General features: G+C 71.0%; 24 protein-coding genes and 1 pseudogene. 17 read left to right on the forward strand and 8 right to left on the reverse strand.

All coding sequences use genetic code 11. The features are described from left to right. The 4 genes from ABD350_RS04885 to ABD350_RS04900 all read right to left on the reverse strand — a co-directional run. The coding region (locus tag ABD350_RS04885) for an aminotransferase class III-fold pyridoxal phosphate-dependent enzyme (RefSeq protein ID WP_344346478.1) at positions 1–448 on the reverse strand (448 nt) is incomplete at its 3' end. A 103-nt stretch (positions 449–551) separates the two neighbouring features. Further along, on the reverse strand, positions 552–1,901 hold the full coding sequence (locus ABD350_RS04890) for a CynX/NimT family MFS transporter (RefSeq protein ID WP_344346479.1): 1,350 nt from the start codon (positions 1,899–1,901) through the stop codon (positions 552–554). Positions 1,902–2,029: 128 nt separating this feature from the next. Then, positions 2,030–2,920: an ectoine hydroxylase gene (gene thpD, locus ABD350_RS04895; RefSeq protein ID WP_344346480.1), complete on the reverse strand. Its 891-nt coding sequence runs from the start codon at positions 2,918–2,920 to the stop codon at positions 2,030–2,032. Positions 2,921–2,986: 66 nt separating this feature from the next. Then, the gene (locus ABD350_RS04900; RefSeq protein WP_344346482.1) at positions 2,987–3,400 is read right to left on the reverse strand and encodes an ectoine synthase; all 414 of its coding nucleotides are present in this window, start codon (positions 3,398–3,400) and stop codon (positions 2,987–2,989) included. An 847-nt stretch (positions 3,401–4,247) separates the two neighbouring features. Here ABD350_RS04900 and ABD350_RS04905 point away from each other — a divergent pair. The 9 genes from ABD350_RS04905 (at position 4,248) to ectA (ending at position 13,154) form a co-directional block, all read left to right on the forward strand. Continuing rightward, positions 4,248–5,198: a ParB/RepB/Spo0J family partition protein gene (locus ABD350_RS04905; protein ID WP_344346483.1), complete on the forward strand. Its 951-nt coding sequence runs from the start codon at positions 4,248–4,250 to the stop codon at positions 5,196–5,198. Positions 5,199–5,497: 299 nt separating this feature from the next. Continuing rightward, complete coding sequence (locus ABD350_RS04910) at positions 5,498–6,751, forward strand: cation:proton antiporter (RefSeq protein ID WP_344346484.1); 1,254 nt, start codon at positions 5,498–5,500, stop codon at positions 6,749–6,751. 222 nt (positions 6,752–6,973) lie between these two features. Continuing rightward, positions 6,974–7,291: a hypothetical protein gene (locus ABD350_RS04915; RefSeq protein WP_344346485.1), complete on the forward strand. Its 318-nt coding sequence runs from the start codon at positions 6,974–6,976 to the stop codon at positions 7,289–7,291. Between the two features lie 18 nt (positions 7,292–7,309). Beyond that, positions 7,310–8,008, forward strand: a complete 699-nt coding sequence (locus ABD350_RS04920; RefSeq protein ID WP_344346486.1) for an SDR family NAD(P)-dependent oxidoreductase — start codon at positions 7,310–7,312, stop codon at positions 8,006–8,008. Next, complete coding sequence (locus ABD350_RS04925; RefSeq protein ID WP_344346487.1) at positions 8,005–9,369, forward strand: class I adenylate-forming enzyme family protein; 1,365 nt, start codon at positions 8,005–8,007, stop codon at positions 9,367–9,369. The genes ABD350_RS04920 and ABD350_RS04925 overlap by 4 nt, the downstream gene beginning before the upstream one ends. Next, positions 9,366–9,992 (forward strand): LbetaH domain-containing protein, encoded by a 627-nt coding sequence (locus ABD350_RS04930; protein WP_344346488.1) that lies wholly within the window; start codon positions 9,366–9,368, stop codon positions 9,990–9,992. The genes ABD350_RS04925 and ABD350_RS04930 overlap by 4 nt, the downstream gene beginning before the upstream one ends. An 11-nt stretch (positions 9,993–10,003) precedes the next feature. Beyond that, complete coding sequence (gene cmlS, locus ABD350_RS04935) at positions 10,004–11,716, forward strand: chloramphenicol-biosynthetic FADH2-dependent halogenase CmlS (protein WP_344346489.1); 1,713 nt, start codon at positions 10,004–10,006, stop codon at positions 11,714–11,716. A gap of 161 nt (positions 11,717–11,877) precedes the next feature. Further along, positions 11,878–12,609, forward strand: a complete 732-nt coding sequence (locus ABD350_RS04940; RefSeq protein ID WP_344346490.1) for a 4'-phosphopantetheinyl transferase family protein — start codon at positions 11,878–11,880, stop codon at positions 12,607–12,609. A gap of 26 nt (positions 12,610–12,635) precedes the next feature. After that, positions 12,636–13,154: a diaminobutyrate acetyltransferase gene (gene ectA, locus ABD350_RS04945; protein WP_344346491.1), complete on the forward strand. Its 519-nt coding sequence runs from the start codon at positions 12,636–12,638 to the stop codon at positions 13,152–13,154. Positions 13,155–13,228: 74 nt separating this feature from the next. Here the strand turns inward: ectA and ABD350_RS04950 are convergent, their stop codons facing one another. Further along, positions 13,229–13,447 carry a hypothetical protein gene (locus ABD350_RS04950; RefSeq protein ID WP_344346492.1) on the reverse strand — a complete coding sequence of 73 codons (219 nt, stop codon included), beginning with the start codon at positions 13,445–13,447 and terminating at the stop codon, positions 13,229–13,231. Positions 13,448–13,682: 235 nt separating this feature from the next. Between ABD350_RS04950 and ABD350_RS04955 the strand changes: the two genes are divergently transcribed. After that, positions 13,683–14,591 carry a TIGR04222 domain-containing membrane protein gene (locus tag ABD350_RS04955; protein ID WP_344346493.1) on the forward strand — a complete coding sequence of 303 codons (909 nt, stop codon included), beginning with the start codon at positions 13,683–13,685 and terminating at the stop codon, positions 14,589–14,591. 108 nt (positions 14,592–14,699) lie between these two features. Beyond that, positions 14,700–14,977 (forward strand): annotated as a pseudogene (locus tag ABD350_RS04960) (alpha/beta hydrolase); the annotation flags it as partial. Between the two features lie 154 nt (positions 14,978–15,131). Here the strand turns inward: ABD350_RS04960 and ABD350_RS04965 are convergent. Next, positions 15,132–15,863, reverse strand: a complete 732-nt coding sequence (locus ABD350_RS04965; RefSeq protein WP_344346494.1) for a DJ-1/PfpI family protein — start codon at positions 15,861–15,863, stop codon at positions 15,132–15,134. Between the two features lie 194 nt (positions 15,864–16,057). On the opposite strand from ABD350_RS04965, the gene ABD350_RS04970 reads away from it, so the two are divergent. Both ABD350_RS04970 and ABD350_RS04975 read left to right on the forward strand, forming a co-directional pair. Beyond that, entirely contained in the window at positions 16,058–16,810 is a 753-nt protein-coding gene (locus ABD350_RS04970) for a hypothetical protein (protein ID WP_344346495.1), read from the forward strand. 266 nt (positions 16,811–17,076) lie between these two features. Continuing rightward, on the forward strand, positions 17,077–17,694 hold the full coding sequence (locus ABD350_RS04975) for a sigma-70 family RNA polymerase sigma factor (protein WP_344346496.1): 618 nt from the start codon (positions 17,077–17,079) through the stop codon (positions 17,692–17,694). Positions 17,695–17,870: 176 nt separating this feature from the next. On the opposite strand, the gene ABD350_RS04980 is transcribed toward ABD350_RS04975, so the two are convergent. Further along, positions 17,871–18,389, reverse strand: coding sequence for an AAA family ATPase (locus tag ABD350_RS04980; protein WP_344346497.1), 519 nt, complete (start codon positions 18,387–18,389; stop codon positions 17,871–17,873). 275 nt (positions 18,390–18,664) lie between these two features. On the opposite strand from ABD350_RS04980, the gene ABD350_RS04985 reads away from it, so the two are divergent. From ABD350_RS04985 to ABD350_RS05000, 4 genes are all read left to right on the forward strand, one after another. Beyond that, the gene (locus ABD350_RS04985; protein WP_344346498.1) at positions 18,665–19,429 is read left to right on the forward strand and encodes a formylglycine-generating enzyme family protein; all 765 of its coding nucleotides are present in this window, start codon (positions 18,665–18,667) and stop codon (positions 19,427–19,429) included. Between the two features lie 275 nt (positions 19,430–19,704). Continuing rightward, positions 19,705–21,024, forward strand: a complete 1,320-nt coding sequence (locus ABD350_RS04990; protein ID WP_344346499.1) for a cytochrome P450 — start codon at positions 19,705–19,707, stop codon at positions 21,022–21,024. 358 nt (positions 21,025–21,382) lie between these two features. After that, positions 21,383–23,083, forward strand: a complete 1,701-nt coding sequence (locus tag ABD350_RS04995) for a carbohydrate-binding module family 20 domain-containing protein (RefSeq protein WP_344346500.1) — start codon at positions 21,383–21,385, stop codon at positions 23,081–23,083. A gap of 395 nt (positions 23,084–23,478) precedes the next feature. Then, positions 23,479–24,015 carry a GNAT family N-acetyltransferase gene (locus ABD350_RS05000; RefSeq protein WP_344346501.1) on the forward strand — a complete coding sequence of 179 codons (537 nt, stop codon included), beginning with the start codon at positions 23,479–23,481 and terminating at the stop codon, positions 24,013–24,015. Between the two features lie 35 nt (positions 24,016–24,050). Here the strand turns inward: ABD350_RS05000 and ABD350_RS05005 are convergent, their stop codons facing one another. Further along, entirely contained in the window at positions 24,051–24,947 is an 897-nt protein-coding gene (locus tag ABD350_RS05005; RefSeq protein WP_344346502.1) for an alpha/beta fold hydrolase, read from the reverse strand. Positions 24,948–25,018: the final 71 nt, after the last annotated feature.

Genomic DNA, 25,018 nt, shown 5'->3' on the forward strand with positions numbered 1-25,018 from the left:
AGCCCAGCGACATGCCGTGGAAGGCGTTGGTGAACGACACGACCGCCTCGCGGCCCTTCACCTTCCGGGCCAGCTTCAGCGCGGACTCCACCGCGTTGGTGCCCGTCGGCCCCGGGAACATCACCTTGTACGGCAGATCCCGCGGGCCCAGGATCAGGCGCTGGAAGGTCTCCAGGAACACGCGCTTGGCGGTGGTGGCCATGTCCAGGCCGTGGGTGACGCCGTCCCGTTCCAGATAGTCGAGCAGCGCCCGTTTCAGTACCGGGTTGTTGTGGCCGTAGTTGAGTGATCCGGCGCCGGCGAAGAAGTCCAGGTAGGCATGGCCGTCCTCGTCGTACATCCGGCTGCCCTGGGCCCGGTCGAAGACGGTGGGCCAGCCGCGGCAGTAGCTGCGGACCTCCGATTCCAGGCTGTCGAAGGTGCTCAGGTCGGGCGGCATGATGGTCATGCGTGCTCCCGGGGCTCGGCGAACGGCTGTGGTCGACGTGGAAGGTGCGAAGGTGCGCTTCGCCCGGCTCGGGCAAGGCGCGGACAGGGGGACGGCCGGTCTCTCAGCGCGCGCGGTCCGCCTCGGTGGACCGCGCGGAGACCCGCGCGGGCTCGCCACGACTCTCCTCGGGGCCGTCCGGCCGGGCGGGGCCCGGCCGGACGAAGCCGGGCCGTGCGGCAAGCAGTCCGCAGACGAGTTCGGGCACCACCAGCAGGAACAGCAGCCAGATCGACGCCTCCCAGCCACCGGTGACGCTGTGCAGCACACCGAAGGTGAGGGGGCCGCAGGCGGCGAGGAGGTACCCGCCGGACTGGGCCATGCCCGAGAGCCGCGCCGTGGTCGCGGCATCGGGGGAACGGAGGTTGAGGAGCGTGAGGGCGATCGGGAACGCGCTGCCCGTGGCGACTCCGAAGACGGTGACCCAGACCCAGCCGGCCCGCGGAGCCAGGAGCAGGCCGCCGAGACCGACCGCCATCAGGGCGACGACCCCGAGGACCAGCGGCCGCTGGTCGCGCATATGGGCCGCGACCACCGGCACGACGAAACCGAGGGGAATGCCGATGACGATGATGACGGAGTTCATCATCCCCGCGGTGGCGGGCGAGAACCCGTGATCGTGCATGATCCCGGGCAGCCATGCCGTCAGCGTGTAGAACATCAACGACGTCATGCCCATGAACACCATCACGGACCACGCCAGCGGCGAGCGCAGCAGCGAGCCCTGCGCCGCAGCGGCGCGGGTCGCCGCCTCCGTGGGCGCGCCCGTCGGGGTGTCCGGCCGGTCGGACGGGGAGGCGGCCGGGGAGGCGCCGGCGCCCGGCCGTCGCCGCCGGTGCGTGCGCGCGCGCAGCGCCAGCGGGCCCCACACCAGGGCCGCGACCAGCGCCGGCACCGCCCACGCGGCCAGAGCGGGCCGCCAGCCGCCCAGGTGGTCCAGGGGGACGGCCAGGCCCGCCCCGGCGGCGCCGCCGACCGACAGCAGCATCATCGACAGGCCGGTGAGCGAGCCGACGCGGTGGGGGAACCCGCGCTTGACGACCGCCGGCACCAGCACGTTGCCCGTCGCCATCCCGGCCGCGGCCAGCACCGTACCGGTGAACAGCGCGGACTGGGCGGGGACCACGCGCAGCAGGAGCCCCGCCGTGATCACCAGGAGCGCCACGGTGATCGCCGCCTCGGTGCCGATCCGACGGGCGAGCACGGGGGCGAGGGCGGAGAAGACGCCCAGGCACAGCTCCGGCAGCGTGGTGAGCACGCTGACCTCGACACCGGTGAGCCCGAACGTGTCCTGGAGTTCGTCCAGGAGCGGGGGGACGCCGGTGATGGCCGCCCGCAGGTTGAGGGTCAGCAGGACCAGACCGATGAGGGTCCAGACCGCTGCGGAACGAGTGGTACGGGGAGTGGAGGTCATGTCGCCTTCGTCCTGCGCGGCAGCGTGCCGAACGTCGGGTGCGGTCAGGGCTCGGGTCCCGTCCCGTCCGCGGCGGCCGGGACGGGACCGGCGCGAACGGATCGGCGGGTGCCGTCTCTTGGGCCGGTTCAGCCGGGGAACTCCCGGTTGCCCAGGTGCTGCGGACGCGGCCTGGCCGCGGCGAACGGGGCCTCCAGTGTGTTCTCCACGCTGTTGTAGACGATGAAGATGTTGGAGCGCGGGAACGGCGTGATGTTGCCGCTGGACGCGTGCAGCAGGTTCGAGTCGAACATCACCGCGGTCCCGGCGGGGCCCGTGATCTGCTCGATGCCGTGCTGCTCGGCCATCCTCGTCAGGTGCTCCTGGGCGGGGGAGCCGACGGGCAGGCGCTCCACGCGCAGTGACTCCTTGTGGTAGTCGGGCGGTGTCTCGCCGACCGTGGGAACGAACGTCCTGTGCGTGCCCGGCATGACCATGAGCGGCCCGTTGCACGGGAGGTTCTCGCTCAGCGCGATGGACACGCTGAACGCCCGCGGCCGGGGCATGCCGTCCTCGGAGTGCCAGGTCTCGAAGTCGGAGTGCCAGTCGAACGGGGCGCCGCCGAAGCCGGGCTTGTAGTTGACCCGGCTCTGGTGGATGTACACGTCCGAGCCGAGGACCTGCCGGGCGATGTCCGTGAGCCGGGGCGAGTGCAGCAGTTCGGCGAACAGCTCGCTGACCTTCTCCACCTCGAACACCGAGCGCACCCGGTCGGACCCCGGCTCCAGAATCACGCGTTCACTCGCGCGCAGCACCGGATCGGAGCCGAGCCGCCGCAACTCGGCGCGGTACGCCTCGACTTCGCGCGGGGACAGCAGGTCGTCGAGGACCAGGTAGCCGCCGGTCGCGTAGCGGGCCAGCTGCTCCTCGTCGAGCGGGCCCGGCGCGTCACCCCACACCACGGGGTCGACCCGCGGCCGGGGCACGGCCTCGCCGGTGACTCGGGTCGGATACAGGTCGGGACGCACGGTGGTGTTCATACAGTGCTCTCCTTCGGAGCCGATCGTGCCGGTGCGAGTGCCCGGTTCGGGGGCCGGGCTGCCGTCTCAGGCCGTATCCGCCTCCTCCGCCTCGGTGAGCAGCGGGTACGTGCCGTGCTCGTCGTGGTCCTCCCGGCCGGTCATGGGCGGGTTGAAGACGCAGATGTAGCGGGAGTCGGTCCTGGGGCGCAGGGTGTGCCGTTCGTGGCCGTCGAGGAGGTACAGCGTGCCGGGTGTGATCCAGTGCTTCTCCCCGGTCTCCTCGTTGGTCAGCTCGGACTCCCCTTCGACGCACAGCACCGCTTCGATGTGGTGGGCGTACCACATGAACGTCTCGGTGCCGGCGTAGACGGTGGTCTCGTGCAGGGAGAAACCGGCCCGCTCGCGGGCGAGGAGGATCCTCTTGCTCTCCCAGGTGCCGGACCTGGACTTGACGTGCCGGTCGGTTCCCTCGATATCGCTGAATGAACGGACGATCACGACGGGTCGTGCCCCCTCGGGTCGTGGATGGGTGAAGCGGCGTCGCGCACGGCGCGGGCGACTCTCCTCGGTCGCTCGCCCGCGTGAGCGCCGGGTGTGATGGGCAGGGCCGGTACCCCTGCGCGGGCCTCGGACTCGGAGCGCACAGGAGTGAAATACGGCCACGCGCGAACCGGCCGGACCACTGGCTGATCCTGGCCGGGCCACCGGCCCGCATCGCCGGCGCACCACGGAATCTCGGCGTCCGCCTGGTCAGCCCATTAGACCAACAGGGGAGCCCGGTAGCAACCATGGGCCCGGGTCCGGCCGGTGCCGCGCCCGGCCGCGTATTTTCGGCCAACTGCCCGCGCGTGACGCCGAGTTGATCTTGACGGATCGCTGTGTACCCTCGCGCTTCGGCTCCACGCCAGGGGAGGACACCTGCTTCACAAAACCTTCGAATCGCCGCACGCGCCCCTGCCGATTCGCCCCTGCGACGCGTCCGCGCACCCACACGGCGGCAGGCGCGGCGGGGCCGTCCCGCACGGCCGGTTCTGATCGGACGCACGTCCGCGCTCCTTTCGGGGATGCGACGCTGACAGCGCTACGAACCAGAAGTCGTCCGAACACAGCGGGCGGACGGCGTGGGACATCCCGCGCCTGCCGTGAGCTGACACGTCGTCAACGCTTACACGCCGTGGAACGTCGAGCGCGCGACACGAAAGGCCGGGACACGGCGTGCCGGAGACCATCCGCACGCACCGTGATGCGGGCATACCGGCTGGGGGCCGATATGGATGCTCAGCTTGACCACAGCGAACGACCGCAAGGCCTGGTCCTCAGCGAGCCAGTGCCTCACCTGGTCCCCGTGGACCAGCTTCAGCCGGCCGATTCCCCCCGCCTCGCGGGAGAGGACGAGCGGCATGCGCGGAGGCTGGCCGAGAGCGAGACCGAATGGCCGCCGATCCTGGTCCACCGGTCCACCATGCATGTGATCGACGGGATGCACAGACTCCGCGCGGCGAAGGAGAAAGGGTGGCACTCCATCAAGGCGGAGTTCTTCGACGGCACCGCTGAGGCGGCCTTCGTCGAAGCCGTACGGGCCAACATCCGGCACGGCCTCCCGCTCTCCCTGGAAGACCGGCGGTCGGCGGCCGAACGCATCGTCGCCTCCCGGCAGGACATGTCCGACCGGGCGATCGCCGAATGCACGGGGCTGTCCACCAAGACGGTCGGCGGCATCCGACGGCGGCTGAACGGCGGCTCCGCGCGCCAGGAGGTCCGGCTGGGCAGGGACGGCCGTCGCCGTCCGCTCAGTGCCGCCGAGGGAAGACGGCGGGCGGCCGAGGCGCTGACGGCCCGCCCCCACGCCCCACTGCGGCAGATCGCGAAGGCGGCCGGGGTCTCCGTGGGCACCGCACACGACGTCAGGGAACGCATACGGCGAGGTGAGGACCCCGTCGTGCCCAGGGACCGCGGGCAACCGCGGCAGCCCGATGGCCGGCCGGAGCCGGAGCCGGCTCAGGCGGTGGTCCGGGAGCCTCCGGTCACCCCTGGGGAACGGGAGCGGAAGACCCGGAACATGAGGGCCCGGCTGCAGTCGCTGCGGCGGGATCCCTCGCTCAGGTTCTCGGAGTCGGGCAGGGAACTGCTGCGGTGGCTGTTCCTGCAGTACCAGGCCAAGGCGAAGTATCCGCTCGTCGTCGAGAACATACCGCCGCACCTGGCGGCAACCGTCGCGGAGCTGGCCATCCAGTGCTCGGACATGTGGCGAAGCCTCGCCCGGGAACTCGAAGACCGCGCGGGACGGCCGGACTAGCGGGCACGCCCTTGTTCAACTGATGACAATCCACACTCGAACACAGGGTGCCGACGGAACTTGAACAGGGTGTCGGAGCAAGAGGAAATACGAAGCGGAGCCCCTCGTCGCCGGGGCGTTCAACCCCGGCGGCCAAGGGGCTCCGCTGGTTTTCCACGGGTGAGGTCTGAAAACTGGTGTCCCGGACGCGTTCGGACACCGACGGGCCCTTTTCCCCTGGAGGACATGTGCTTTTCTCGTCCGCACCGACGACGGTCACACCACTCGCGGCCCACGAATTGCTGGTCTTTCTGCTCCAAGTGGCATTGCTGTTGGTGTCGGCGCTGTTCTTCGGCAGGATCGCCGCCCGCGCCGGCCTGCCCGCGGTCGTCGGTGAACTCCTCGTGGGAGTCGTCCTCGGCCCTTCCGTGCTCCAGCGCCTGACCCCCGGCCTGTCGGGCTGGCTCTTTCCCGGCGGCCGCGAACAGGCGCACCTGCTGGACGCCGTCGCCCAGCTCGGCGTGCTGCTGCTCGTCGGAGTCACGGGCATGCACCTGGATCTGGGGCTGGTCCGCCGGCGCGGCAGCACGGCCGTGCTGGTCAGCGCCGGCGGCCTGATCGTCCCGCTCGGCCTCGGTGTCGGTACGGCGTTCCTGCTGCCCGCCGCACTGGTCCCGGACGGTACGGAACGGGGCGTCTTCGCACTGTTCCTCGGCGTCGCGATGTGCGTGAGCGCGATCCCGGTCATCGCCAAGACGCTGATGGAGATGCGGCTGCTCCACCGCACCGTCGGCCAGCTCACCCTGACCGCGGGAGTGATCGACGACGTCTTCGGCTGGTTCACGCTGTCCGTCGTGTCGTCGATCGCCGTCACCGGCATGAGCGGCGCGCCGGTCGTGGAGGCACTCGCCTCGGTGGCGCTCGTGGCGGTCGTGGCACTGACCGCCGGACGATGGGCGGTCCGTCACACTTTCCGGCTGGTGGGCAGGAGCCCGGAGCCGGGGGCGCCGGCCGCCGCGGCGGTCGGGGTGATCCTCCTGGCGGCGGCCGCCACCCACGCGCTGCATCTGGAGCCGGTTCTCGGCGCGTTCCTCGGCGGTGTCCTCATCGGACGGGAGGGGAAGGTCGAACCGGCCAGGCTGGCCCCGCTGCGCACCATCGCCCTGTCCGTGCTGGCGCCGGTCTTCTTCGCCACCGCGGGTCTTCGCATGGACCTCGGCGCGCTGATGGATCCCGGCACCGCCCTGGCCGGACTGGGGGTGCTCGCGGTCGCCGTGCTCGGCAAGTTCCTCGGTGTCTGGGCCGGCGCGAGCCTGGGCGGCCTCGGCCGGTGGGAGGCGCTGGCCCTGGGGGCCGGCCTCAACGCGCGGGGAGTCATCGAGATCGTGGTGGGAATGGTGGGGCTGCGGCTCGGCATTCTCAGCGTGGCGGCGTACACCATCGTGGTCCTCGTCGCCGTGGTGACATCCCTCTTGGCGCCGCCGGTCCTGCGCATGGCGATGTCGCGCGTCGAGCGAACGGCCGAGGAGGAAATCCGGGAGGCCGAGCAAAGGGAGTGGAGCGCACTGTCCTGACCCGCTGCCTCCATGGCCTGTTTGACACGACGGAATGCGGTCCGGCACATTCGTGACCCGGGTGGGAACGCGTCACGGCACGCGGAATCCCATGGCCCGATCGAAAAGACTCGCGGCACAACTCCGAGAGCTGATTGCCGCTTTGAGTACGGCGCCCCGAACGAAAGAGAAACGCGCCGCCCCGGAATACGCGGCCACCCCACATCGGAAGGTACGGCGACCATGAACGACCGGCTTCTCACGCTCATCCAGGACGTCATCGAGGAGGTCAACGAGCGCAGGGACGAGAAAATCCCCGACACGGATCTGGATTCCCTCACCCTCTACGGGGACAACGGAGTCTTCGACTCCATGCAGCTCGTCAACTTCCTGACCCAGGTGGAGGAGGCCGTCGAGGACGCGTACGGCGAGGAGATCTCGCTGACCTCGGAGAAGGCCGTGTCCCAGAGGGTGAGCCCGTTCGGCAGGGTCAGCCGGCTCGTCGACTTCATCGAGGCCGAGCTGGCCGAGGCCGGTGTCGCCGTCTCCCAGCCGGCGTGACCGGCACGGGACGCCCTGATGATCGCCCTAGTCACCGGAACCAGGACCGGCGTGGGAAAGGCCCTGGCCGAGCACTTCCTCGACCGCGGGGACACGGTGATCGGCTGCAGCCGGAGGCCGCCGAGCATCCGGCACCCCGCATACCGCCATCACGAGACCGACCTGACCGACGCCGCGCAGGCACGGTCGATGTTCCGCGCGGTGCGCCGCGAGTTCGGACACCTGGACGCGCTGGTCAACAACGCCGGCACCTCGGTCATGAACCATTTCATGATGACACCGGAGAAGACGGCTCGCGCCGTCTTCGACCTCAACTTCTTCGCGGTGCTCAACTGCTGCAGGGAGGCCGCCAAACTGCTCCAGAAGAGTCCCGAGGGGACCGCGGCGATCCTCAACGTCTCGACGGTCGCCGTGCCGTGGGCGCTGGACGGCCAGCTCGTCTACTCGGCGAGCAAGAGCGCCGTGGAACAGCTGACCCGCGTCATGAGCAAGGAACTGGCCGTGTTCGGCATCCGGGTCAACGGGATCGGCCTGCCGCCGGTCCGCACCGTCCTCACCCGGACCCTCGCCCCGGAGACCCTGGACGCCGTCGTGGAGCGGCAGACGATCGGGCGGATGTGCGAGATGGACGACATCGTCGGCCCCGTCGACTTCCTGACCACCGGCCACTCGGCCTTCGTCACCGGAGAGACGCTGTATCTGGGAGGAGTCCAATGAGGGACACCCTGATCGACAGGCTGGAGCGGTGGGGCGACCGCACCGCCGTCGTCCACCACCGGGCCGGCCGCACGTACGCGGAACTGGCCGGGGAGATCCGGCGGATCGAGACGCTGCTGGACGAGGCGGGAGTCGCACCGCACGACGCCGTCGTGCTGAAAGGAGACTTCTCCTTCTCCCAGATCGCCGCGCTCTTCGCGCTCTACCGTCGCAAGGCCGTGGTGGTGCCCGTCGTGACGTTCACCGACACGACCCTGGAGGCCGTCCGCGGCGCCTGCCGCCCCCGGCACATCGTGGACGTGGCGGAGAGCGTCACCGTCGCACCGTTCGACGCGCCCCCGGGCGAGGCCTCGGAACTCTACGGAGCCCTGACCGCGTCCGGCTCGGCGGGACTCGTCCTGCTCTCCAGCGGATCGACGGGGGCGCCCAAGGCGGTCCTGCACGACTTCGACGCCCTGGTCCGGGAGAAGATCGGCACGAGCGAACGCGCGGGCAGGAAGCCCCCGCACATCCTGCTGTTCCTGCTGGCCGACCACATCGGAGGGATCAACTCGCTGCTCGGCGTCGTACGCGGCGCGGCGACCGCCGTGCTGCCGGACAAGCGCACACCGGAGGAGATCTGCCGGCTGGTCGAGCGGTACGGCATCCGCCTCCTGCCGACCAGCCCGACCTTCCTCAACCTCATCCTCATCGGCGACTTCCACGAGAAGTTCGACCTCTCCAGCCTACGGCTGATCACCTACGGGACCGAGCCCATGCCGGAGGAACTGCTCAAGCGCGTCCACGCCGCCTTCCCGCGGGCCCGGCTGCTGCAGACGTTCGGGACCAGCGAGACCGGCATCTCCACCACGCAGAGCGAGTCGTCGTCCAGCACGTACTTCCGTATCTCGGACGAGGGCGTCGAGCACCGGGTGGTGGACGGAGAGCTCCAACTGCGCACCAGGACCCAGTTCATGGGCTACCTCAACTACTCCGACGAGGCAGTCACCGCCGACGGCTGGTTCCGCACCGGGGACCTCGTGGAGGAGAACGCGGACGGCTACATCAAGGTCAAGGGCCGCGCCAAGGAGATCATCAACGTCGGCGGCGAGAAGGTCCTCCCACTGGAACTCGAATCGATCCTCATGGGCAGCCCCCACATCGCCTACTGCACCGTCTACGGAAAGCCGAACTCCATCACGGGACAGGCCGTGCACGTCGACGTCAAACCCGACGGCGCGATGAGCAAGGCCGAAGTCCGCCGGCACGTCCGCGAGTTCCTGGACGGCAAGGTCGAGCCGTTCAAGATGCCCGCCAAGGTGACCGTGGTCGACGAGATACCCGTATCGGCCCGGTTCAAGAAGAAGAGGAGCCTGCCGTGACCGACGTGACCGTCATAGGGGCGGGCAAGTTCGCGCGGGAGGTGGCGCGTTACGCCGAGGACTCGGGGTTCGGCGTCGAACGCTACCTAGCCGTCGAGGGGGAGGAGGTCCACGCGCCGGACGGAACCTGGACCAAGCTCGCCGCACACCCGCCGGGCGAGGGCACCAAGGTCGTCCTCGCCGTGTCCGGCACGGAGCAGCGGCGCGAGGTGATCGAGGAGTACATCACCCCCCGCGGATGGGAGGCGGTCAACGTCGTCCACCCCTCCTCACGGGTCGACCCCGCGGCGATCGAAGGACAGGGCAACATCATCGGACCGGACAACTACGTCGGCGTGCGCACCGTCCTCGGAAGCTACAACGTCGTCAATTACCGGTGTACGTTCGGGCACCACTCCCGAATCGGTTCGGGCAATTTCTTCGCCCCGAACTTCCACGCCGGCAACAGCGTGGAGATCGGGGACGGGAACTTCTTCGGCCTGGCCTGCACCGTCGCCCCCGAGGTCCGCATCGGCGACACCTGCCGGTTCCAGGCGGGCCTCACCCTCTTCGAGAACGCCGCGAGCGGGTTCTCCTACCTCTCCCCGATCCGCATCAAAGCCCTCAAGACAACCGAGTCGTGAAGGAAGCACCCATGAACGGATCGACCGTCGCCATCATCGGGGCCGGCCCCGCCGGCTGCACCGCCGCCCTCACCCTGCACCGGCTCGGTCACACACCGGTCGTCTACGAGCGCGACAGCTTCCCCCGCTACCGGGTCGGCGAATCGTTCCTCCCCGGTTCGCTGTCCATCTTCCACCGGCTCGGCCTCCAGGACAGGATCGATGCCGCCGGCTTCGTCAAGAAGCCCTCGGCGACGTTCCTGTGGGGACAGGACGAGGCTCCGTGGACCTTCTCCTTCAGCACCCCGCGGACCTCGCCATGGGTCTTCGACCACGCCATCCAGGTGCAGCGCAAGGAGTTCGACAAGCTGCTCCTCGACGAGGTCAGGGAACGCGGCATCGAGGTGCACGAGAACACACCGGTGTCCCATGTCGACATAGCGGACCCCGGCGGGGTGTCGCTCACCGCCGGCCGCGGGGAGACCGCGAAGCGCCTGGAATTCGACTTCGTGATAGACGCCGGCGGCGCCAACGGGCCACTGGCCCGCAAGCTCGATGTGCGGCGCTACGACGAGTTCTACAAGAGCTTCGCCATCTGGTCGTACTTCCGCCGCCCCGACCCCTTCGAGGGCGACCTCAAGGGGACGACGTACTCCATCACCTTCGAGGACGGCTGGGTGTGGATGATTCCGCTCAAGGACGACCTGTTCAGCGTCGGACTGGTCGTCGACCGCTCCAAGGCGAGCGAGGTGAAGCAGGCCGGCCCCGAACGCTTCTACCGGGAGACCCTTGCCAAGGCCACCCGCGCCCAGGACATCCTGGGGGACGCGGAGATGGTCGAGGAGGTCCGGGTCGTCCACGACTGGTCGTACGACTCGGAGGTGTACTCCGGCGGACGGTACTTCCTCTCCGGCGACTCGGCCTGCTTCACCGACCCGCTGTTCTCCCAGGGCGTGCACCTGGCCACGCAGTCGGCCGTCTCCGCGGCCGCCGCGATCGACCGGATCACCCGGCAGGAAGCGGAGAGCGACGAGGTCCACGCCTGGTACAACCGCGCCTACCGCGAAACCTACGAGCAGTACCACGAGTTCCTCGCCTCCTTCTACACGCTGGCCTCCTTCACCGAGCCGGAGTCCGCGTTCTGGTCGAAGCGGCGCATCAGCGAGTCCGACGACGGACGCCTGAGCCACAAGCGCTGGTTCTCCCGGCTGGCCGCCACCAGCGAGGACGGCACCCTGTCGGTGGCCGACTTCCGTGACCGCGCGACCACCATGATGAGCATCGGCCGCCACCAACGCATGGAACTGAGCGACGAGTTCACCGACGACGAGCTCAACCCCGCCCGCGTGCGCTGGATCAGCCAGTTGACCAAGCGGCTCAACCGCATCAAGCGCCTGGAGTGGAACGGCGAAGAGGTGACCCTCAAGCCGTACTACAAGGTGGATCCCGAGACGTTCCGCCTGGAGCCCAAGCAGGTCCTCGCCAACGAGGACGGCCTCGACATGATCAAGTGGCCCCTGGAGGAACGGCACCGGCAGATCCTCAGCCGTCTCCTCAAGGAGGAGGTCGGCTACAAGGAGCTGATCCGCGAACTGAGCGACGCCGACCAGCAGGAACTCAGCTCACAGATCGTCATCCGGCTCATGGAGGCCGGCCTGCTGACCGGCTACGACAAGAACGGCGAGCGGGTCGTCATCCAGGACCGCCTCCGCTTCGACGGAGTGGGAACCGAGTACGAGGTCTGACGCCGGACGCCGGACTACGGACGCCGCTGTGCGTCGCCGCGGACCCGCCGCCGGGTCACCGGACCGGGCCGCCGGTCCGGCCGTCGGGTCCGCGGCACCGATCCGGAACCGGCCGGTGCCTCGCCGGGAACCGTCCGGGACCTTCGCCGGAAGGGGGAGCGATGCCGTTGGCCGTCGATGTCCTGCCCGCCGCCGGTGAGTGCCACCTCTGGTCGGTGCCCGTGCGGACACGCCCCGAGTGGGAAGCGCTGCTGGCCCCCGACGAGGCGGCCCGCGCCGCGGCGATGCCCAGGGGTGGACGGCGCGACCTGCTCGTCACCTCGCGCGCGGCGCAGCGCCTGGTCGCCCACCGGTACACCGGCAGGCCGGCCCGGGATCTGCGTATCGAGCGCACCTGCGACCGCTGCGGCGCCGGCCACGGCCGCCCCCGGATCGTCCACGGCGGGTACGACTACTCGGTCACCCACACCCGCCACCGGGTTCTCCTCGCCGTCGTGGCCCAGGGCCTCGTGGGCATCGACCTCGACACCGCCCCGTACCCCGGTGTCCCGCGGCGTCTCCTCACCCGCGCGGCGACACCCGGCGAACGCGCGGCCCTGTCCCGGCTGCCCGCGGGGGAGGTGCCGGAGGCGTTCACGCGGCTCTGGTCGAGGAAGGAGGCCGTCGTCAAACTCACGGGACACGGCCTGGCGGCCCGGCTGAACCGGATCGAGGTGCGCGGTGAGCTCGCCCGGCCCGAGGGGAGCCCCGCCGAGGACTGGCCCGCGTTCCCGATCCACCTGCGGGACGCGTGGGTGGAGGGCGGCCGGATCGCCGCGATCGCCAGCACGCACCGGATCACCGCTCTGGAGCCGCGGTCGCTGTCCGCCCCGGCCGCCACCAGGAACACGTGATTCGCCTGACACGAAGGGAAGAAACGATGACAGGCTCACCGCCGGAGCGGACCGGCACCGACGTCCGCTACCGCACGCCCGCTCCGGAAGACGCCGTAGCCGTCTGGCGGATGGTGCTCGACGAGCCGATGCTCGACGACAACAGCTCGTACCACTACCGGCTGTGGTTCCGGGACTTCGCCGAGACCTCCATGGTGGCCACCGTCGGCGACGACATCGTGGGCTTCATGACCGGCTACCGCCGGCCCGACGCGCCGGACACGTTCTTCATCTGGCAGGCGGCGGTCACACCCGGCAACGGCATCTCGGGCCTCGGCATCGACCTCCTCGTGCACGCGATCGACTCCCAGCTGGCCACGGGGGCGAAGTACGTGGAGACGAGTGTGTCCCGGCGGAACAAGGCGATCGTGATGCTGCTGCACATGGTCGCCACGACGTACGACGCCGACACCCACACCGAACTGCTCTTCCACGCGGAGGACCTCCCAGGCGGCGACCACGACGAGGTCCTCTACCGCATCGGGCCACTGAACCCCCGCACCTGAGGGCGGACTTCTTCCTCACACGGGCGTGGGGCCGGCCACCGGCCGGCCCCACGGCTGAGCGGGAACCCGTCCCGTCAGTCCCTCTCGTACTGGGCCAGCGCGAGCCCCAGACCGAAGAACGTGGGGGCCCACTCACCGACGAAGATCCCCCACCGGTCGGCACGGTCCACGCCGGCCGATTCGCCCTTCACCGACGCCGCCCACGACAGGAACGACAGCCCGATCGAGGCGACGGCGGCCGTGTACGCATGGTCACTGCGCACACCCGCCTCGTGCAACTTCTTGATGATCATGAATGGCTCCTCTGACGGAGGTCTGCAGACACTGCCCCCACCGTCTCCCCCCTCCGGCGGGCCCGCCCGTCACATACACCCAATCGGGTGACCCTTGCGACGTCGCGAGCAGCTGCCGACAACGGACTCGGGCGCGAGGGGCCGCCGCAGCAGGCGAATCGGTTCCGGCTTGTCGATCTGCCGTCGTGGGGACAACCCTCTTGAGTGAGTAGACGGGGGCTACGGGGGAACGGCGATGCTGTACGAGGGGATGTATCTCGCGGCACTGGTCCTGACGGCGGGCGCGATCGGATATCGGCTCGTCGTCGCTGTGCGGATCGCGGTGCTGCTGAGGACGGAGGTCACGGTCCGTGAGGACCTGTCCGTGGAGGAGCTGGCCTTCCTGGCGGGCGGGCCGCGCCGGACGGCGGTGACGGTGCTGTTCCGGATGGTGCGGCAGGGCCGTCTGACCGTGACGGAGGACGGCACGGTCACCGTCCCCGACGGCGCGTGCGCGACCGGCCCGGCGGCCGCTGTCGAGAAGGCGCTCGTCGAGGCGGCGGGTATCCCCCGCAGCGAGCGGGTGGGCAAACTGGTCGCCCGGACCGCCATGAGCCGCGCGGTACGGTCCGTCGGCGACCGCCTGCGGGCACAGGGCCTGCTGATCGAGCCCGCCCTGCGGCGCGCGCAGTACCGTGCGCGGCGTCTGCTGTGGTGGTCGGCGGCCGTCACGCCCGCGCCGACGGTGTGGGAACTCACCGCCGGTACTCCCGGTCGGTGGTGGGCCGGTGTGGTCCTGTCGGCCGGCGCGGCCGTCACGGCCGTGCTCGTCAAGCCGGTCCAGGCCTGGGCGCCGTACGGCGTCCAGTCGACGGTCGGCATCCTGAGCGGCGAAGGCGAGCGTCCGGCCCCGTGGCGGCGGGCAGGTGCCCTGGCCGCCCTTGCCGTCACCCCTGAGGGCGCGGTGGCCCTCGGCGGGCTGTCCGCCGCGCGGGAGCCGGAATTCGGGGCACTGGTCACACCGGAGACCTGGAGGGCGGGTGACCCGGCCCACGGCGGCGCCTCCGCCATCGGGTTCGGCGCGTACGGGGACTGGGGTTCCTGCGGGTATGCCGGCGCGTGTGGGGGAGGTGACGGCGGCGGATGCGGAGGTGCGGAAGCATGAGAGGCCGGACCGCGATTCGCAAGGGAGAACGGCACATGTCCGATACCGCGCCCACCGAGGTGTTCTCCGGCCGCGTGCTGGAGTGGCACAGCGAAGAGGGCTGGGGGACCCCGACTGGTGGTCCGCGCCCGGTACACCGCGGCGCGCGGTTACGCGGTGGCCACCATCGACGCCGCCGGGTGCGGTGACCGTCCACGTTCCGCCGCCGCCGAGCAGGCTCGGGCCGACCTCCGGCGGGCGATGCGGCCGGCGAGACGGTCGAGGAGATCTTGGAGGCCTTGATCGGTCCGCTGGTCGAGCCGCGCATCGCGGCCGCCGGTTTCTTCGCCGGGGGATATGTGCCCCGCGCCCAGCGCGAGGAGGCCCGGCAGATCACGATCCCGCTGAAGACCCCGCACGCCGGCCCCGCGAGCGCACCGCGCAAGCGCTCCTCGCGGGGCCTCCGCACGGTTCCACCGCCCGAGGGGCCCCGCTGCACCGGTACCGGCTCACAGGCGCCGGATGTCCCACCGGAGAACGGGAGCCGGGGGCTGCCGAAGGTCAGGGAGCCTGCCAGACCGTACCGCGTGCCTCGTACTCCAGCATCGTCTCGACACCGGTCGCGGCGTCCGATCCGAGTTCGCGCCTGACCAGCCACAGGCCCAGTTCCAGTCCCGAGGTGATGCCTGCGGCGGTGACGAGGTCACCGTCGTCGACCACACGGGCGTTCTTGACGAGACCACCGTGTTCTGCCAGGTACGCCTTCGCGCCGTGGTGCGTGGTGCAGGGCCGCCCTTGGGTCAGCCCGGCCGCGGACAGCAGTACCGCCCCCGTGCACAGCGAACTGATCGTCAGCCCCTCGCGGGGGGCTTCGGCGAGTGCCCGTGGGAGGGTGCCCTTGTCGATCTCGGCCCAGACGCCCGGACCGTCGCGGTGTGTGTAGCCACCGCCCGGCACCACGATCAGGTCCGTCTCCCGCGGCGCCCAGCGGTGCTTGACCTGGATGCCCGTACCGTACCCGCAGCGGATCAGTCCGGGGCGTCCGGTGGTGACGTACCGGACCTCGACACCCTTCGGGCTGTGCATGGCGGCGGCGGAGAACACCTCGTAAGGAGCGATACAGTCCAGCTCCTCGACTCCGTCGAACACGACGATGTCGACCCGCAGCGGCCCCGTCCGCCGCGTCGCGGCGGCCGCCGCCCGGGTGCCTGAGGCCGTGGCCGTCAGGGTCGCGGCCCCCAGAGTCGCCGCGCCCGCGGCTGTCGTCCGGCGAAGAAACTCTCTGCGTTCCATCGGTGTGCCTCCTGTGTGAGCCGTAATGGCCTTCCGGAAACGGCATGCGGTCTGTGAACTGCCCGCGGGGGAGTGGTCGTTCGGGGCGGCGGGTGAGTTCCCGCGCGGCGCGATGTGACGATCACCATGCGGGAGGTGGGGGAGGGGGGACCCTCGCGTGACGCGTGAGGTCCGGACTGCGAGGATGAGGCGCCATGAGGGCTGGGTGGTGTTCCCGCACGCTCAGAGCCGCCGTGTTCGCGGCCGTCTGCGTGCTGCTCGCCTCCCTGGGCCACGTCATGATGTCGGGCACCGGGGTGCCCTGGTGGGCCATGGCCGCGGGAACGGCGATGACCGGCGGTACGGCCTGGCTGCTGGCCGGCCGGGAGCGCGGGCCGGCCGCCGTCGGCTCCCTCGTGGTCGCCGCCCAGACCGTACTCCACGCGTCGTTCGCGCTCGCCCAGGCATTCGTACAGCCCCGGGCCCCCGGCGCCGGGTCACTCGGCCGGCGGTGGCTGGGCTGCCTGCTGCGCGGTTCACCGCCGGGTCCCGGACCGCGGCACGGTGTCATGCCGGCGTCCATGGCCTCCATGGAGCACGCGAGGGGCGGCACGCACTCCATGGGGCCGATGGGCCACATGGGGCCGATGGACCACATGGGGGCCCCGCACCCTCCCGGTCACGACATGTCCGGCATGTCCTCGACCGGTATGCTCACCGCCCACCTGCTGGCCGCGCTGCTGTGCGGCCTGTGGCTGGCTCACGGCGAGCGCGCCGCGTTCCGTATCCTGCGGGCCCTGGCCGCGTGGCTCCTCGCTCCGCTGCGCCTGATCCTCCGGCTGCCCGTGCCGCCCTACCGGCCACGCGTCCGCGCCCGCCCGGACCGTTCGGACGGCACGCTGCGGCGGCTCCTTCTCACTCGTGCGGTCACCTCCCGGGGCCCACCCACGGGGTCAGCTGTCGCCTGACGACAGCCGGATTCCCGAGGCCCCCTACGGAGAGGCCGCGTACGAAGACGACGTATACGCAGAGGTGTATACGGAGACGACGAGCCGTCGCTTCCTTGCTTCCTCGCTTCCTCGCTTCCTGGCCTCCTCGCCTCGGGATCGGCCGCGCGCTCTCGCGCCCGGCCGTTCACCCCTTTCACCGGTACCGCCGTGCCGCGCGCGCCTCCCTGTGCGCGCCCGCCCGCGGAACCGGTGTGCCCGGATCCCCGAGAAGGAGAGACCGCAAGGTGCTCACTCCTGCCCCGACCACCCCACGCGAAGCCTCGGAACGAGGGCCGAAAGACGATGCGATCACGGCCTGGGTACTCGCCGCCCGTGGTGGCGACCCCGAGGCCGTCGACCTGTTCGTCCGCGCCCTGCACCGAGACGTCCACCGCTACGTGACGTTCCTCGGAGCCGACCCCCACACCGCCGACGACCTCACCCAGGACACGTTCCTACGGGCCCTGGGCAGCCTGCACCGCTTCGAAGGCCGTTCCTCGGCCCGCACCTGGCTGCTGTCCATCGCCCGCCGCGTGCTGGTCGACAGCATCCGCCACAGCTCCACCCGCCCCCGCCTGTCCGGCACCGGCGACTGGCAGTCGGCCGCCGAGCGTGCCCAGCCACGCGGTCTGCCCGGCTTCGACGACGGCATCGCCCTCGCCGACCTGCTGGACACGCTCCCCGACGACCGCCGCGAGGCATTCGTCCTCACGCAACTGCTCGGACTTCCCTACGCCGAAGCGGCCGGGGTGAGCGGCTGCCCGGTGGGCACGGTGCGTTCACGGGTGGCGCGCGCCCGCACCTCACTGATCGAGCGGCTGCGGGATGCCGAGCGCGGTGCGCCGGCACCCACCGCCGCCTGACCACCCACCCACCGCCGCCGCCCGGCCCGCGGTCCACGGTCCGCACCGGGCGGCGGCAACCCGGTCCGCCCCTTCACGGGCGGACCGGCTATCGCGCGGATGGACGCGAGCAAGCCGCTGTCCGCGTCACCTGCCTTGACGCGCCGCTGCATCCGGCCGCCCCCCGGCGGTGGACCTCAGACGGCCTCCGCGATCCGAGCGGCGGCCTGGGCGGGCGTGAGGTGTGTGGTGTCGATGACCTCGGCTTCGGCGTGCAGCCACGTGCGGGCCGCTTCGGCGTAGGGCTCCAGGTAGCGCAGCCGGAAGGGGGAGTCGGGGCCGAGAACCGTATCGCCCGCGATGCGCGCGCGGAGGGTGGCCTGGTCCGCGTGGAGAACGAAGTGCCGGACCGGAATGGCATGCCCGGCAAGGCCCGAGCTGATCTCGCGCCAGTACTGCTCGACCAAGACGGTCATGGGCACCACCAAGGTGCCGCCGGTGTAGTCGAGGACGCGGCGGGCGGTCTCGACCACGAGCGGCCGCCACGGCGGCCAGTGCTGGAAGTTGTCCGTCGCGGGCAGCCCTGGCGTGATGTCCATGAGTGTCTCGCCGACCTTCTCGGCATCGAACACCCGCGAATCCGGGAGCAGTCGCTGCACGAGCGCACTGGTCGTGGTCTTGCCCGCGCCATGAGTACCGTTGAGCCATACGATCACGAGACGCGACGCTATCGCCTGAGGGCCGCGGGAACAGGCATCGGCGCGCACACAAGCGCGGTGGCGCCCAAATCCGCGTGCTCCCCCCGGAGTTCGACGAAGAGGAGACCGGGCAGCGGCCCCCGGGGTCGTGGTGCTCGGTGAGTGAGGGCAGCGGTCCTGGGACCTGAGTCCTCGTTCCGAGGTCGCTGTGGCCACGGGCCCGACGGCCGATGCACGCCCGGTGGCAGGGGGAGAACATGAAGTCTGCCCGCCCGTCGAGCCGAGGAGGAGCCATGCAGGTGGCGCAGGGGGATCAGGTGCAGCAGGTGGAACCGGTGGACTGGGTCGAGGTCCCGGCCGGGATGCTGCGGCGGGGTACGCCCGCCGACGAGGTGGCGGCAGTGGCTCGCCGCTACGCGGACACCGGGGTGCCGGTGGAGTGGTACCTGAAGGAAGCGCCACGCACCGCGATCCACGTCCCGGCGTTCCGGATCGCCCGCACCCCCGTCACGGTCGGCCAGTGGGCCCCCTTCGCGGCGGCCACCGGCCTGCCCGCCGTAGACGCGCCGACGGACCACCCGGTCATCGGCGTCACCTGGGAGGCGGCGACAGCCTACTGCCGCTGGCTCGGGGAACGGCTCGGCGACCCCGGGGTGCGACTGCCCACGGAGGACGAGTGGGAGCGCGCCGCACGGGGCGACGACGACCGGGAGTTCCCATGGGGTGACGAATACCGCACCGGCCTGGCCAACCTGGTGGACCTCGGCATCGGCACCACGACGCCGGTCGGCTCGTTCCCCGACGGCGCCAGTCCCTTCGGAGTGCTGGACATGGCGGGCAACGCCGACGAATGGACCTCCACCCTCTACGCCCCCTACCCCGGCGCACCCGCCGACGTGCCGCACACCGAAGACTGGGCCTTCGACCCGCACGTCACCCGGGGCGGCGCCTTCCGCCACGACCGCGACCTGGCCCGCTGCGCCCGCCGGCACGGCGCCTACGAGCAGGACCTCGCAGCGATCGGCGTGGGCTTCCGCCTGGCGGCCCCGGCCACGTGACACCGGCTGCCGGGTGCACGCCGACCCGGGGCGCACCCGTCGAGAGCGCACCCCGCGCTCGCCCGAGGCGACCGAGAGCCGGTGCTCCTGCGCGGAGACCGCCCGGCGGCGAACTCCTCGGGATCCGCACGGCGTACGCCGCGGGCCGGCCGCGGACGAACGTCCACGGCCGGCCGCCGTGGCCTGGTCACGTGCCGGTGGGCGAACCGGCGGAGACGTGACACCGGGGCCCATCTGGACCAGACTTCGGGCACCCCCGGACAGGAGGCACGACCATGCGTATTCCCGGGCCCGACCACCAGGAGGACGGCGGAGTGCGTGCCGTCGCGGCCGCCGGCGGTCTGCACCGCTACCCCTTACACCTGCACGACACCTACGGACCCGTCGTACGCTTCCAGCTGCCGGGAGCGGGCGAGGCCGTGTCGGTCGCCGACCCCGTGCTCCTGGAGGCCACGGCACACATCGACAAGCGGCCCGAGAAACTGTTCACCTTCCTGGACCCGCTGTGCGAGGCGGGCAACCTGCAAGTACTCCCCGCCGACGAGCACACGCCCTGGCGTCGCCTGTTGCTGTCCGTGCTCGCCGGACGCCCGGCCCACGAGCGGCACTTCGCCCGCTTCACCGACCTGGCACGGGAACTCGCGGACCGCTGGGCCGCACAGGCGGGTGGCGAACCCGTCGAGCTGCAGAAGGAGTTGACCGCTCTCTCGCTCCGAATGATCTGCGAGTTCGCGCTCGGCGGCGCGGACGCCGGCACGGACGCGGACCGTGTCGTCACCGCGTTCGAAGAGGTACTCACCGAGCATCTGGGGCGGCTCTACCAGGTACCGCGGACCGACCCCGGCTCGGCGCGGCGGGCCGAAGCGGCGCTCGCCTGTCTGCGGGCCACGGTCGACCGCGTGGTGGCGGCGCACCGGCCGGACGGCCGTGGTACCGATCGCAGCGACCTGATCGGGGCGCTCGTCAAGGCCCGGCAGAGTCCGGCGCGCATCCGGGACACCGTGATGGTGACACTCCTCGCCGCCCACCACACCACGGGCGTCGCCGTCTCCTGGACACTGCACCTGCTGGGCCGCCACCCCGACGTGGCCGCCCGCGTCGCCGCCGAACTGGACCAGGTCCTCGGCGACCGTGCCGCGCCCGACTACGGCGACCTGCGGCGGCTCCCCTGTCTGGACAGGGTGCTCAAGGAGTCGATGCGCCTGTTCCCGCCCGGCCCGTACGGCGCGCGCGAGACGACCGAGGACCTGCTCCTGGGCCCGTACGAGATCCCCGCCGGGACGACCGTGTTCTACCCCTTCTGGGCGGTACACCTGAACCCCGACCACTGGCCCGATCCGCACCGCTTCGACCCCGAACGTTTCACGCCGCGGGCTGTCGCCGAACGGCACCGCCTCGCGTACATCCCCTTCGGGATCGGCCCCCGCAGCTGCGAGGGCGCCGCCCTGGCCACGATCGAGGCCCAGCTGATCCTGGCCGTCCTCCTCAAACGCCTGCGCTTCAGCCCCGCACCGGGGCACGAGGTGACGCCGACGGAACGCTTCGTGCTGTGGGCGCGGGACGGCATCCGGATGACGGCGCACCCACGGCCCTGACCCCCGTACGGCCCACGCGAGCCGCAGTCGTGACTGCACCGGCCGGTACGTCCGGCTGTCTCCGGCCCGCACGGCCGGGCGCGTCGGGGGCACACCGGGTGCGCACCCCGCGGCCGGGGGCCGGAGTTGGTTGAAGGTAACACTCTGAAAACCGTTGCGAAAGACTTTGCGCGCAGCGTCTTCAACTATTGCCTGCTCAACCGCCGGTTCTGCGCAAAGGCTTGACCTGCGGTAAGCGGCGCCGTACGGTCTCGACCGCAATTTCTTGCTGCAAGAACCAGTGAACGGCCTGACCTGGCATGGCGCGTTGTCAACCAAGGCTGACTCCGGTACACCCCACTTCCCCACTGGAGCAACCATGGCTCGAAAGACCGTGGCCGCTGCACTCGCCGCCCTGGCGGGAGCCGCTGTGGCCGTCACGGCACCGACGCCGGCGCAGGCGAGCGCGCCCGGCGGCAAGGACGTCACCGCGGTGATGTTCGAATGGAACTTCACGTCCGTGGCCAAGGCCTGCACGGACCGGCTGGGCCCCGACGGGTACGGCTACGTCCAGGTCTCCCCACCCAACGAACACATCCAGGGCCCCGCCTGGTGGACGGCGTACCAGCCCGTCGGCTACAAGATCGGCACGAAGCTGGGCAACCGCTCGGACTTCAAGAACATGGTGGACACCTGCCACGCGGCAGGCGTCAAGGTGGTCGTCGACACCGTGATCAACCACATGGCGAACGCCTCCGGCACCGGGACCGCCGGGTCGTCCTTCAGCAAGTACGCCTACCCCGGCACGTACTCCCCCGCCGACATGGACGACTGCACCGCGAACATCACCAACTACGGCGACCGCTGGAACGTCCAGCACTGCGAGATGGGCGGCCTGCCCGACCTGGACACCGGCGAGGAGTACGTCCGCAAGACCCTCGCGGGATACCTGAACGACCTGCTCTCCCTCGGCGTCGACGGCTTCCGGATCGACGGCGCCAAGCACATCCCCGAAGACGACCTCGCCAACATCAAGTCCCGCCTGTCCCACCCCGGCGTGTACTGGAAGCAGGAGACCATCGGGGCCTCCGGCGAGGCGGTCCAGCCGCCCGAGTTCTACAACACGGGCGACGTCCAGGAGTTCCGCTACGCCTATGACCTCAAGCGGGTCTTCACCAACGAAAAGCTCGCCGAACTGAAGAACTTCGGCGAGGCCTGGGGTTATGTCACCGGCGGCAAGGCGTCCGTCTTCGTCACCAACCACGACACCGAGCGCAACGGAGGCAGCCTCACCTACAAGGACGGCGCGACATACACGCTCGCCCACGTCTTCATGCTGGCCTGGCCCTACGGCTCACCCGACGTGCACTCCGGCTACGAGTTCAGCGACAAGGACGCCGGCGGACCCGGCAACGGCCAGGTGAGCGCCTGCTACACCAACGGCTGGAAGTGCCAGCACGCCTGGCGCGAGATAGCCGGCATGGTGAAGTTCCGCAACACGGCCGCCGGTACCGCCGTGACGAACTGGTGGGACAACGGCGGCAACCAGATCGCCTTCGGCCGCGGTGACAAGGCGTACGTCGTCATCAACCACGAGAACTCCCCCCTCAGCCGCACCTTCCAGACCTCGCTGCCCGCCGGGAGTTACTGCGACGTGCAGAGCGGCAAGCCGGTGACCGTCGACTCCGCCGGCCGGTTCACGGCCACCCTGGGCGCCGACTCCGCACTCGCCCTGCACGTCGGCGCGAAGAACTGTGACACCACCGTCGATCCCGACCCCGATCCCGCCACCGGAGCCTCGTTCAACGTCCACGCCACCACCCAGTGGGGCCAGGACATCTACGTCGTCGGCGGCAACTCCGCCCTCGGCAACTGGAACACCGCGGGCGCCCTCAAGCTGGACCCGGCGAGCTACCCCGTCTGGAAGCTCCGCCTGTCCCTGCCCGCGGGCACCGCGTTCGAGTACAAGTACCTCCGCAAGGACGCCGGCGGCAACGTCACCTGGGAGAGCGGCGCCAACCGGACGGCCACCGTGCCGCCCGGCGGAGTGGTCACGCTGAACGACACCTGGCGCGGCTGACGAACGCCGGCCTCGCGGGCGAACGCCGACCACCGCCTCCCCACGGCGCTCACCGCCGACGACCGCCCGGCCCGTACCACCGGCGCCGGGCGGTCCCGCGCCGACGGCGACGGCCCGTGCCGGAACGGTGAACGCTCTACCGCTCACGACCAAGGGCACGCCATCCCGTCGCCCGAGCCGACGGAGCCCCGGCCTCTCGTCCCCGCGCCAGCCTCCATGGTGTAATGACTCGTATAGAGTTACACCTATTACCGACCTGGGGAGCTGCCGTGCCTTTCAAGACCACCGATGACGCGGTACGCGCGTGGGTAGAAGGGTGGGCCGTCTCGCGTGGCGCGGCCCAACCCACGCCCCGGCCCTGGGGGTTCACCGTGGAGGTTGGCCGGCCCACTGAGATGGCCCGGCATGTCGTCACCGCCGCCGACGAGGCGACCGTCCGCAAGCTGGCCGAGAACACCACCGCCTCCGGCATACCCCTGAAGGCGTTCGTGCCGGCGCCGACCCTGAAGGAGTGGCTGCCGCCGGGCTGGGTCCTCATGGACGGCCACGCCGCCCTCATGGCCGCCCGGCTGAGCGCCGTGGAGGCCCCGCCCGGTCTCCCCGACGGCTACCGGCTGCGCCGCTGGGACCGGGCCGGCGTCACCCGAGTGGCGGTACGCGCCCCCGACGGCGCCTTCGCCGCCCGCGGGCAGATCGCGGTCACCGGCCCGACCGCCGTGGTCGACCAGGTGGAGACGCACCCGGCTCATTGGCGCCGCGGGCTCGGGCGCGTGGTGATGGGAACGCTCGCCGAGGCCGCGACCCGCCAGGGCGCGCGGGCGGCCGTGCTGGGCGCGACCGCGAAAGGCCGGAGCCTGTACGAGGCCGTGGGCTGGCAGGTGGTGGCCCCGCTGAGCGCCGCCGTCCGGGAAACGGGAGACGGCGGGAGCTAGCCACCCGAGGCAAGCAGCGCCGCCGGAGGAGTTGCTCAGCCGGCCCCGCCCCGCCCGCTCCCCTCGCCGCTCCTCCAGAAACCGAGCAGGGCGGAGACGAGTGCCTCGGGAGCCTCTTCGGCCATGTGGTGCCCGGAGTCGATCGGGGCGCCGACCAGCCGGCCGGCCACCCAGTCACGCCAGACCTCCAGCACGTCGCCGTAGAGATCGGTCATGTCGTCGTGGACGGCCCACAGCACCTGCACGGGGCAGCCGATGCGCCGGCCGTTCCGCCGGTCGGTGTCGTCGTGCCGCCGGTCGATGCCGAGACCGGCACGGTAGTCCTCGCACATGGCGTGCACGGTGGCCGGGTCGTGGATCGCACGGCGGTAGTCGTCGTACGCCTCGGCGCCCATCTGCTCGGCGGTGGCCTTGTACCAGGCGTCCGGGTCGGCGTTGATGACGCGTTCGGCGGGCTTGTCGGTCTGCCCGAGGCAGAACCAGTGCCACCAGCGGGCGGCGAAGCCCGCGTCACAGCGCCGTAGCGCCTCCCCGATGGGAACGGCGTCCAACACGCTGACCGCGGACACGGCTTCCGGGTGGTCCAGGGCGAGACGCGTGGCCACATACGCACCCCGGTCGTGTCCGACGACGGCGAACCGGTCGTGCCCGAGACCGCGCATGACCGCCAGACAGTCGCCGGCCATGGCACGCTTGGAATACGGACTGTGCCGCACATCGGTCGGCGGCTTGTCGGACTCGCCGTAGCCGCGCAGATAGGGGCAGACCACCGTGTGACCCGCCGCGACCAGCAACGGGGCTACCCGGTGCCAGGTGGCGTGCGTACGCGGGTGCCCGTGCAACAGCAGTACCGCGGGCCCCCTGCCGCCGTGCCGCACCCGCAACCGGACGCCGTCTCCCTCGCGACGCGTCACCTCGAACCCGTCGAACACGAAACCTCCCGAGCCGGAACCGACAAGGCTCCCCTGCCCCGAAGCGCCCCGCGCACACGGCCGTCAGCGCG

Origin of the sequence: Streptomyces nogalater, assembly GCF_039532885.1 — a bacterium.
In the GTDB taxonomy this organism is placed as follows: domain Bacteria; phylum Actinomycetota; class Actinomycetes; order Streptomycetales; family Streptomycetaceae; genus Streptomyces; species Streptomyces nogalater.